This window comes from Streptomyces sp. SID10853, assembly GCF_010548145.1.
Lineage (GTDB): Bacteria > Actinomycetota > Actinomycetes > Streptomycetales > Streptomycetaceae > Streptomyces.
The window spans coordinates 1-10,582 of the sequence record NZ_JAAGLN010000238.1; the positions used below are offsets into that span (position 1 = coordinate 1).

Annotated in this window: 9 protein-coding genes and 1 pseudogene; 4 read left to right on the forward strand and 6 right to left on the reverse strand. The window is 71.3% G+C overall.

Features of this window, described 5'->3' with window-relative positions; translation table 11 throughout:
• The 3 genes from G3I19_RS30090 to rbsD all read left to right on the forward strand — a co-directional run.
• On the forward strand, positions 1-979 hold a 979-nt coding region (locus tag G3I19_RS30090; RefSeq protein ID WP_164266881.1), incomplete at its 5' end, for a substrate-binding domain-containing protein.
• Positions 980-1,062: 83 nt separating this feature from the next.
• The gene (locus G3I19_RS30095; protein ID WP_164266882.1) at positions 1,063-1,968 is read left to right on the forward strand and encodes a ribokinase; all 906 of its coding nucleotides are present in this window, start codon (positions 1,063-1,065) and stop codon (positions 1,966-1,968) included.
• The gene (gene rbsD / locus G3I19_RS30100) at positions 1,965-2,354 is read left to right on the forward strand and encodes a D-ribose pyranase (protein ID WP_164266883.1); all 390 of its coding nucleotides are present in this window, start codon (positions 1,965-1,967) and stop codon (positions 2,352-2,354) included. The genes G3I19_RS30095 and rbsD overlap by 4 nt, the downstream gene beginning before the upstream one ends.
• A 103-nt stretch (positions 2,355-2,457) precedes the next feature.
• Here rbsD and G3I19_RS30105 read toward each other — a convergent pair whose 3' ends face one another.
• The 6 genes and pseudogenes from G3I19_RS30105 to G3I19_RS30130 form a co-directional block, all read right to left on the reverse strand.
• Complete coding sequence (locus G3I19_RS30105) at positions 2,458-3,336, reverse strand: geranyl diphosphate 2-C-methyltransferase (protein WP_164266884.1); 879 nt, start codon at positions 3,334-3,336, stop codon at positions 2,458-2,460.
• A gap of 16 nt (positions 3,337-3,352) precedes the next feature.
• A pseudogene (locus G3I19_RS30110) lies at positions 3,353-4,465 on the reverse strand (family 2 encapsulin nanocompartment cargo protein terpene cyclase); the annotation flags it as partial.
• A gap of 96 nt (positions 4,466-4,561) precedes the next feature.
• Entirely contained in the window at positions 4,562-5,971 is a 1,410-nt protein-coding gene (locus G3I19_RS30115; RefSeq protein WP_164266885.1) for a family 2B encapsulin nanocompartment shell protein, read from the reverse strand.
• A 274-nt stretch (positions 5,972-6,245) separates the two neighbouring features.
• Positions 6,246-7,043, reverse strand: a complete 798-nt coding sequence (locus tag G3I19_RS30120; protein ID WP_164266889.1) for a sugar phosphate isomerase/epimerase — start codon at positions 7,041-7,043, stop codon at positions 6,246-6,248.
• 32 nt (positions 7,044-7,075) lie between these two features.
• The gene (locus G3I19_RS30125; protein WP_164266886.1) at positions 7,076-8,248 is read right to left on the reverse strand and encodes a dihydrodipicolinate synthase family protein; all 1,173 of its coding nucleotides are present in this window, start codon (positions 8,246-8,248) and stop codon (positions 7,076-7,078) included.
• A complete protein-coding gene (locus tag G3I19_RS30130) occupies positions 8,245-9,396 on the reverse strand; it encodes a Gfo/Idh/MocA family oxidoreductase (RefSeq protein WP_164266887.1) in 1,152 nt (383 codons plus the stop codon). Before G3I19_RS30130 ends, G3I19_RS30125 begins: the two co-directional genes overlap by 4 nt.
• 141 nt (positions 9,397-9,537) lie before the next feature.
• On the opposite strand from G3I19_RS30130, the gene G3I19_RS30135 reads away from it, so the two are divergent.
• Positions 9,538-10,582: LacI family DNA-binding transcriptional regulator (locus G3I19_RS30135; protein WP_164266888.1), on the forward strand; the 1,045-nt coding region annotated here is incomplete at its 3' end.

Here is a 10,582-nt window from a genome sequence, read left to right on the forward strand (position 1 = left end):
CGGCGGTGCCCCCGCGGGTGCCGGGCCGGGCGGGCCAGGCGGCAAGGGCAGGCAGGCGGCGAAGGCGGGTGTCGCCGTCGTCGTGGTGGCGGCCGTCGTGGGCGCCGTCACCTACGTCAACTCCGGTTCGTCGTCCGGTGGCAGGACCAAGGTCGGGCTCTCCCTGTCCACCATGAACAACCCGTTCTTCGTACAGATGAAGGCGGGCGCCCAGCAGGAGGCCAAGGCCGAGCACATCGACCTGACCGTCACCGACGCGCAGAACGACGCCTCCCAGCAGGCCAACCAGATCGAGAACTTCACCAGCGCCGGCGTCAAGGCCATGATCATCAACCCGGTGGACTCGGACGCGGCCGCTCCCTCCGTGCGCGCGGCCGACAAGGCGGGCATCCCGGTGGTCGCGGCCGACCGCGGCGTCAACAAGGCGGACACCGCGACCCTCGTCGCGTCGGACAACATCGCGGGCGGCAAGCTCGCCGCGAAGACCCTGGCGGCCAAGCTCGGCGGCAAGGGCAGGATCGTCGTGCTCCAGGGCACCGCGGGCACCTCGGCCAGCCGCGAGCGCGGCCAGGGCTTCGAGGAGGGCATGAAGGCGTTCCCTGGCATCAGGATCGTCGCCCGGCAGCCCGCGGACTTCGACCGCACCAAGGGCCTCGACGTCATGACCAACCTGCTCCAGGCCAACCACGGCATCACCGGCGTCTTCTCCGAGAACGACGAGATGGCCCTCGGCGCCATCAAGGCCCTCGGCTCCAAGGCGGGCACCTCCATCCCGGTGGTCAGCTTCGACGGCACGCCCGACGGACTGAAGGCCGTCAAGGCCGGCACCCTGTACGCCACGGTCGCCCAGCAACCCGCCGAGCTGGGCAGACTGGCGGTCCAGAACGCGCTCAGGGCCTCGCACGGCAAGAAGGTCGGCAGCATGGTGAAGGTGCCGGTCAAGGTCGTCACCAAGAAGAACGCCGCCGACTTCTCCTGACTGCCGGCTTCTCCTGACGGGCAGCCGGCCCGCAGGCCCGGCCGCGTCATCGCTCTTTGCACTCCTTCGAAAGCAGGACAACCATGTACGACTACGACCTGCTGGTCGTGGGGTCGGCCAACGCCGACCTGGTGATCGGCGTCGAACGCCGCCCCGCACCCGGCGAGACCGTGCTCGGCTCCGACCTGGTCATCCATCCGGGCGGCAAGGGCGCCAACCAGGCGGTGGCCGCTGCCCGGCTCGGCGCCCGCAGCGCCCTGCTGGCCAGGATCGGGGACGACGCCAACGGACGGCTGCTCCTGGAGTCCCAGCGTGCGGCGGGCGTCGACACCGTCGGTGTACTCGTCGGCGGCGCGCCCACCGGCGTCGCCCTGATCACGGTGGACCCCTCGGGCGACAACAGCATCGTGGTCTCCCCCGGTGCCAACGCCCGGCTCACCCCGGCCGACATCCGCGCGGCGGGCAGCCTGTTCGAGGCCGCGGGCGTGGTGTCGACGCAGCTGGAGATCCCGCTGGAGTCGGTCACCGAGCTGGTACGGGTGCTGCCGGCCGGGACCCGGTTCGTACTGAACCCGTCCCCGCCGCAGCCACTGCCCGACGAGATCCTCGCGGCCTGCGACCCGCTGGTGGTCAATGAGCACGAGGCCAGGACCGTGCTGGGCGACGCGGCGGGCGAATCCCCCGACGAGTGGGCGCGGGGACTGCTCGCGCTCGGCCCGCGCTCCGTGGTGATCACCCTCGGCGCCGAGGGCGCCCTGGTCGCCGACGGCCGTACGGGGACGAGCGCGCACGTACCGAGCCTGAAGGTCGACGCAGTGGACACCACCGGTGCGGGTGACGCCTTCACGGCGGCGCTGGCCTGGCGGCTCGGGCTGGGCGAGGACCTGGCGCAGGCCGCCGCGTTCGCCGCGCGGGTGGGTGCGACCGCCGTGACCAGGCCCGGTGCGCAGGAGTCCTATCCGACCGCCGAAGAGGTACGGGCGGAATGAAGAAGTCGGGAATCCTCAACCGTCACCTCGCGGGCGCTCTGGCCGAGTTGGGCCATGGCGACGGTGTGCTGATCTGTGACGTGGGGATGCCGGTACCGCCCGGCCCGCGCCTGGTCGATCTGGCGTTCCGCGCCGGGACCCCGTCGTTCGCCGAGGTGCTCGACGGCCTGCTGGCCGAGCTGGTCGTGGAGGGTGCGACGGCCGCCCAGGAGGTACGGGAGGCGAACCCGGCGACGGCGGAGCTGCTGGACGCCCGCTTCCCCGGCCTGAGCCTGGTCCCGCACGACGACCTCAAGGGCCTGACGGCGGGCACCCGTCTGGTGGTCCGTACCGGCGAGGCGCGTCCGTACGCGAATGTGCTGCTGCGGTGCGGGGTCTTCTTCTGAGCGGACGCGCCCGGGGACGCACCCGAGCGGACGCACCGCGCAGGGGCCCGGTCCGGTGGACCGGGCCCCTGCGGTTGCGGCTGTGGCTGCGGCCGCCGCCCGGTCAGACGCGGTCGGCCGCGATCAGCAGGTACTGGAACGAGCCGTCCTTGTACGAGTTGATGAACGCCTCCTCGATCCCGGTGACCAGCGAGGACGTGGCCCGCAGCTCCCAGTAGGGCAGAGTCGCGGCCGTCAGGTCGACGATGGTCTGCGGGACGAGCCGGTTGTCGGCCATGGCCTTCAGATACTCGCGGCGGGAGTGGATGTTGCACTCGAAGTGCGCGTTGATCTGCGAGACCCACTTCGACGGCTGGCCGTAACGCGGGTTCCAGCAGCCGGTGATGGTCACATAGCGGCCGCCGACCCCGAGGATGCGGGAGTGCTCGGCGAAGAGGTCGTCCAGGTCGACGTACATGCTCGACTCGTTGTTCCACGACCCGGCGGCCTGGCCCGTCTCGAAGGGCGTGGCGAGCATGTTGCACACCCGGGCGCGGACGTGGTCGTCGATACCGAGTTCGCGTGCGCGGCGGTTGCCGAAGTCGGCCTGCTTGGCCGACAGCGTGACGCCCTCGACCGTGCACCCGAACCGCTGGTGCGCCATCACCATCGAACCGCCCCGGCCACAGCCGGCGTCCACGAGCGTGTCGTCCCGTCCGATGGATCCGAGCTGGTCCAGGAGGACTTCGGCCTGCGCCGACTCCAGCCGGTGCAGCTCGGCGATCAGCTTCTTCTCGTACTCGCTGTCGCGGGCGTCCCCGAGAGCGGCGTGGTCGACATCGCCGATGCCGTAGTGGTGGTGGTAGAGCCCGTCGACGTCACCGAGACGCAGATTCACGGGCCTGGCCTCCGTGTCCCAGTAGCGGGCGATGTCACCCTGGTAGGGCGACGCCGGGGCCGGGACGAAAACGGAGGCGTCGGTGGTGAGCTCGGTGCTGGTCATAGTGAAAGTCCGCTCCTTACCAGAAATCGGGCAGGCTGTATCGGTAGGTGTTGGTCTGGTGCCAGTAGTGGTTGCCGTCGACCCACGCGGCCACGCCCCGGAGAAAACGCAGCACAGCGGGGACGGGGCAGTCGGCAGCCAGGGTGGCGGCTTCGTTCTCGAAGCCGTGCATGAGGTCGTTGTGGACCTCGACCGCCTTCAGATAGGCGTCCCGGTCGGAGACCCCCTCACGTTCGGCGATCACCACGGGCAGGTTCAGGTGGGTGCCGGGGCTGTCGAGCTCCTTGGTGTACGAGTACAGGTCGTTGACGATCGTGGTGGCGTTGCCCGCGAGCGCGATGACCCGCTGCATGGCCGGCTGGGCGTGCAGGTCGGCGGGGAGTTCGTAGCCGCCGACGGTGTCGGTGATGGTGGGGCAGGGGCGGAAGTTGTTGAACTGGCGCATCGCCAGGTACTCCCACACCTCGGGCACGTGGTCCTCCTGCGCCCACGCGGCCTCGGCCAGGTAGCCGAGGTGCAGCCGGGCCATGTCGTGCCGGTACCGGTCGGTCTGCGAAGGGGTGGCCTGCCGGGTGAAGTACTCCATGGCGGAGCGGTAGGCACGCCGGGGCGCGTCCGACTGCAGCGACCGCACCCAGTCCGGCTCGTACTCCTGCGTGGTGTGCAGGGGGTCGAGAGCCGTGTGGGCCAGCAGCAGGCGGCTGCCGAGGCCGATGGGCGAGCCGCCGTGGTCCTCGCAGTAGCAGTCGTCGACCGCGTTCTCCGCGACCATCAGGCGGGTGGCGACCATCAGATGCTCGACGGTGGGTGCGTCCGGGTGGCAGGCGACCATGTAGCGGCCGACGGAGAAGCCGTCGAACTGGTCCTCCCACTCGGGTGGGTACGCCTGGACCTCGTCCACCGCCCACGCCTTGATCCGCCGGCTGACCTCCTCCACCCGCGCCGGGTCGGGGGGCGGCACCGGGTGGTAGTAGAGACCCGGGATCGGTGTGCCCTCGTCGGGCTGCGCGGACCCGGGCTGCTCGGGCTGCTCGGGCTCGGCAGGAGCGGGCGGTTCCGCGCGCCGCGCCAGGTGCAGACCCGCCGTGCCCAGACCGCTGGGGCCGCACAGGATCCGTTGCAGGGCAGCGCTCGGCTGCAGAGGTGAAGGCCCGGGATCGGGCATCCGTAACTCCTTAGCTCCTTGGTCAGGTGGGTGGACCGGCCGGACTGGCAGGGACTGGTTCTAGGACCTGCGGGCGATCTGCACGTTCTCCAGCACGCCGAGCGCGTCGGGCAGCAGAACGGCGGCGGAGTAATAGGTGGTGACCAGGTACGAGATGATCGCCTGCTCGTTCATCCCCATGAAGCGCACCGACAGGCCCGGCTCGTACTCCTCGGGCAGGCCGGTCTGCCGCAGGCCGATGACGCCCTGGTTGTCCTCGCCGGTTCGCATGGCGAGGATCGAGCTGGTGTTCTCCTTGCTGATGGGGATCTTGTTGCAGGGCAGGATCGGGACCCCGCGCCAGGCCGGGACCTGCTGGCCGCCGAGGTCGACGTGGTCCGGGTAGAGCCCGCAGGCGTTGAACCCGCGCCCGATCGCCGCGATCGTCCTGGGGTGGGCCAGGAAGAGCTTGGTGCCACGGCGGCGGCTGAGCAGCTCGTCGAGGTCGTCCGGGGTCGGCGGGCCCGACTGGGTCTGGATCCGCTGCTTGAACGCGGCGTTGTGGAGCAGCCCGAACTCGCGGTTGTTGACCAGCTCGTGCTCCTGGCGCTCACGCAACGCCTCGATGGTGAGCCTGAGCTGCTCCTCCGTCTGGTTCATCGGCCCGTTGAAGAGGTCGGCGACCCTGCTGTGGACCCGCAGCACCGTCTGGGCGACGGAGAGTTCGTACTCACGCGGCTGGAGTTCGTAGTCGACGAAGCTGCCCGGCAGCTCGGCCTCTCCGGTGTGGCCCGCCGACATCGCGATCTCGGCCTCGCCGTGCCGGGTCTGCGGCCGGTCGGCGAGCGAGCTGAACCGCTCGATGTGCTCCTGGAGGGCCGGTGCGGCGGACAGTACGGCGTCGAAGTCGGCGCGGGACAGCGTGAGGAGGATGCCGGCCGTCTCGGCCGTGGCGGTGTAGTCCCACCTCGCGTCGGTGTCCAGCAGGGCGTTCTCACCGAACCGCTCGCCGTCGGCGAGCAGGGCGACGGAGACCTCGTCGCCGTACTTGCCGACGGAGGTCTGTTTGATCCGGCCGTGGGCGATCAGATGGATCTGCTCGGCGAGGCCGCCGCGCTCGGCCAGCACCTCACCGGCGCGGAAGTCGCGCTGGACGCACCGGTCGGCGATGGCCTTCAGTACGTCGGCGTCGTCGAAGCCGCGCAGCAGGGCCAGTTCGCCCAGCTCGCGCGGGACCACCCGGACCCCGGCGCCGTCCTGGACGAACTCGATGACGCCGTCACCGACGGTGTAGCTCAGCCGGCGGTTCACCCGGTAGGTGCCGCCCTTCGTCTCCACCCAGGGGAGCATCCGCAGCAGCCACCGCGAGGTGATCTCCTGCATCTGCGGGGCGGACTTGGTGGTGGTGGCGAGGTTACGGGCTGCCGCGGTACTCAGACTGGACTGCGCGGACGGCTCCAGCTGTGCTTCCGGGCCGGTCTCAACGGTCATCGGGCGGGTTCTCCTTAGCGACGGCGGCGGTCGGCGCGGGCGCACCGGCCACGGAAAGAGGAAATAAGCGGATGAACCGCTGGCAATCCGTCCAGATCCATGGGAACGCTAACGGGCTCCGCGCCCAACTCGCCCGGGCCGACAGCGGAGTTACCTCGATACGGCGATCTCGACCCGCATGACGTTTATCAGGTGACCGACAGTATTCGGCCGAACACAAGAAGGCGGCCGGACAGGTGCTGTCCGGCCGCCCCTCCCGCTCCGTCCCGGCTTTCTACATCGCGTACCGCACGAACCTCTCGGCTGTCTCGCGCAGCAGCGTCACGCCGTCCAGCGCCCACAACTCCTCGTTGAACAGCTCCACTTCGACCGGTCCCGTGTACCCGGCCGCGTCCACCCGCTCGCGCCAGCCGCGCAGGTCGACCGAGCCATCGCCGAGCCGGCCGCGGCCGTTCAGCACCCCGGCCGGCAGCGGAGTGGTCCAGTCCGCCAGCTGAAACGTACAGATGCGGCCACCCTCCCCCGCCCGTGCCACTTGCGCGGGCGCCCGGTCGTCCCACCAGATGTGGTACGTGTCGACGGCGACGCCCACCTGGTCGGCCGGAAAGCGTTCCGCCAGGTCCAGGGCCTGGGTCAGGGTGGAGACGACACAGCGGTCGGCGGCGAACATCGGGTGCAGCGGCTCGATCGCCAGGCGCACCCCGCGCTCGGCCGCGTACGGGCCGAGTTCGGCCAGCGCGTCCGCGATCCGTTCCCGTGCGCCGTGCAGGTCCTTCGAGCCGGCCGGGAGGCCGCCCGAGACCAGCACCAGCGTGTCCGTGCCCAGCGCCACCGCCTCGTCGACCGCCGTACGGTTGTCCGCCAGCGCCGCCGCCCGCTCGGCCGCGCCCGTCGCGGTGAGGAAGCCGCCCCGGCAGAGCGTGGTGACGCGCAGGCCCGCGTCCCGTACGAGTGCGGCCGCCGCCGCCACCCCGTACCGCTGGACCGGCTCACGCCACAGTCCGACGCCGGGGACGCCCAAGTCGACGCAGGCTGAGACGAGTTCCGGTAGGCCGAGCTGCTTCACCGTCATCTGGTTGATGCTGAAGCGGGTGAGGTCTGCGGTCACTGCGCGACTCCGTACACACTGAGCAGGGATGTCATCCGGCTCTCGGCGAGCGCCGGATCGGGGAACAGACCGATGCGGTCGGCCAGTTCGTACGCCCGCGCCAGATGCGGCAGCGGGCGCGCCGACTGGAGGCCGCCCACCATCGTGAAGTGCTCCTGGTGCCCGGCCAGCCAGGCGAGGAAGACCACGCCCGTCTTGTAGAAGCGGGTCGGGGCCTGGAAGAGATGCCGGGACAGCTCGACCGTGGGGTCCAGGATGTCGCGGAACCCCTGGGTGTTCCCGGTGTCCAGGACCCGGACCGCATCGGCGGCGAGCGGGCCGAGCGGGTCGAAGATGCCGAGCAGCGCGTGGCTGAAACCGCGCTCGTCGCCCGCGATCAGCTCGGGGTAGTTGAAGTCGTCCCCGGTGTAGCAGCGCACCCCGTCGGGGAGCCTGCGGCGCAGGTCCACCTCGCGTTCGGCGTCGAGCAGCGAGACCTTGATGCCGTCCACCTTGTCCGGGTGGGCGGCGATGACGTCGAGGAAGGTGTCGGTGGCCGCGTCCAGGCCGGACGAGCCCCAGTAGCCGTCGAGCGCCGGGTCGAACATCGGGCCGAGCCAGTGCAGGATGACCGGCTCCGCGCACTGGCGCAGCAGATGCCCGTAGGTCTCCAGGTAGTCGTCGGGGCTCTTCGCCGCGGCGGCGAGCCCGCGCGAGGCCATCAGGATCGCCTGTGCGCCGGTCTCCTCGACGACGGTGAGCTGGTCCTCGTACGCCTCGGCGACCTGGTTCAGCGTCACCTCGCCCGGCGGGAGCTGGTCGGTGCCGACGCCGCAGGCGATGGCACCGCCCGCCGCCTTCGCCTCGGCCGCCGACCTGCGGATCAGCTCCGCGGCGACCGGCCAGTCCAGGCCCATGCCGCGCTGCGCGGTGTCCATGGCCTCCGCCACGCCGAGCCCGTGGGACCACAGATGGCGGCGGAAGGCGAGCGTGGCGTCCCAGTCGACGGCGGGCGGGCCGTCCGGCGACACATCGGCGTACGGGTCGGCGACGACGTGCGCGGCGGAGAAGACCGTACGGGAGGCGAGCGGCGCACCGCCCGCTGTGAACGCGGCGGGTGCGGTGCGGGGGGTGTAGGCGTACGTACCGCCGGAGCCCGCACCGCCCGCGCGGGGCAGCAGGATCGTCACAGCGAGATCTCCGGGACGTCGAGCCGGCGGCCTTCGGCGGACGACTTCAGCCCCAGCTCGGCGAGCTGCACTCCGCGCGCACCGGCCAGCAGGTCCCAGTGGTACGGCTCGTCGAGCGCGATGTGGCGCAGGAACAGCTCCCACTGGACCTTGAAGCCGTTGTCGAAGTCGCCGTTGTCCGGGACCTCCTGCCACTGGTCGCGGAACGCGTGGGTGGCGGGCAGGTCCGGGTTCCACACCGGCTTCGGGGTCGTGCCGCGGTGCTGGACACGGCAGTTGCGGAGCCCCGCGACGGCCGAGCCCTCCGTGCCGTCGACCTGGAACTCGACCAGCTCGTCGCGGTTGACCCGCACCGCCCAGGAGGAGTTGATCTGGGCGACCGCGCCGCCCTCCAGCTGGAAGACGCCGTACGCGGAGTCGTCGGCGGTCGCCTCGTACGGCTCGGACCGCTCGTCCCAGCGCCGCGGGATGTGGGTGGTGGCGAGCGCCTGTACGGAGGTGACGCGGCCGAACAGCTCGTGCAGGACGTACTCCCAGTGCGGGAACATGTCCACGACGATGCCGCCGCCGTCCTGTGCGCGGTAGTTCCACGAGGGGCGCTGGGCCTCCTGCCAGTCGCCCTCGAAGACCCAGTAGCCGAACTCGCCCCGGACGGACAGGATCCGGCCGAAGAAGCCGCCGTCGATGAGCCGCTTGAGCTTCAGCAGCCCCGGCAGGAACAGCTTGTCCTGCACGACGCCGTGCTTGATTCCGGCGGCCGCGGCGAGCCGGGCCAGCTCCAGGGCGCCGTCGAGACCGGTGGCGGTCGGCTTCTCGGTGTAGATGTGCTTCCCGGCGGCGATGGCCTTGCGCAGCGCCTCCTCGCGGGCGGATGTGACCTGGGCGTCGAAGTAGATGTCGACGGCCGGGTCGGCGAGGACGGCGTCGAGGTCGGTGGACCACTGGTCGAGGCCGTGCCGCTCGGCCATCGACCGGAGCGCGTGCTCGCGGCGGCCGACGAGGACGATCTCGGGCCAGAGCACGGTGCCGTCGCCGAGGTCGAGGCCGCCCTCCTCGCGGATCGCGAGGAGGGAGCGGACCAGGTGCTGGCGGTAGCCCATCCGGCCGGTCACGCCGTTCATGGCGATCCGCACTGTCTTACGTGTCACGAAAGGTCCCTCCACACGGTCCCGCACGGTCATAGCAAGCGCTTTCTACGCGCTATGAAGCTAACCTGCGCACACCGGCCCCGACAAGGGATCGCGTGAATCGCGTGACAGGAGATGCGGGCGAGTGGCACGGAGGCAGAAATGACAGCGACCCTCTCGGATGTCGCGGCCCGCGCACGGGTCTCCCCGGCGACGGTGTCGCGCGTGCTCAACGGCAACTACCCGGTGGCGGCGGCCACCAGGGAGCGGGTGCTGGCGGCCGTGAACGAGCTGGACTACGTGCTGAACGGCCCGGCCAGCTCACTCGCCGCCGCCACATCCGACCTGGTCGGCATCCTGGTCAATGACATCGCCGACCCGTTCTTCGGGATCATGGCGGGCGCGGCCCAGTCCGAGATCGGCGGCCAGGAGGGCAGCGGGCGCGCGGGCGGCGAGAAGCTGGCGGTCGTCTGCAACACCGGCGGCTCCCCGGAGCGCGAACTCACCTATCTCACGCTCCTCCAGCGCCAGCGCGCCGCCGCCGTCGTGCTGACCGGCGGCGCCATCGAGAACCCGGAACACACCGCGGCGGTCTCCGCGAAGCTCGCGAAACTGACCGACGCGGGGACGCGCGTGGTGCTCTGCGGCCGCCCGCCGATTCCCGGCAGCGAGTCCGCGGTGACCGCGCTGCCCTTCGACAACCGGGGAGGCGGGCAGCGGCTCACCGAACATCTGCTGAGCCTGGGCCACCGGCGGATCGGTTACGTGGCCGGTCCCGCCGAACGGACGACGACCCGCGACCGCCTCGCGGGCCACCGGCTGGCGCTGGCCGCCGCCGGCCTGCCGGACGGCCGGTCCCGCCTCACCGTCCACGGCCCGTACGACCGCCGTTCCGGCTATGACGCCACGCTGGAACTGCTGCGCAGGGAACCGGGGTTGACGGCGGTCGTGGCGGCGAACGACACGGTGGCGCTGGGGGCGTGCGCCGCGCTGCGCGAGCAGGGGCTGCGGATCCCCGATGACGTCTCGGTGGCCGGTTTCGACGATCTGCCGTTCTCGGTGGACGCGGTACCGGCGCTGACGACGGTGCGGCTGCCGCTGTACGAGGCGGGGGCGCGGGCCGGACGGCTGGCGATGGGCCGGGAGGCGGTGCCCAGGGGCGGGGTCGCGGTGGTGCGGGGCGAGCTGGTGACCCGCGCGTCGATGG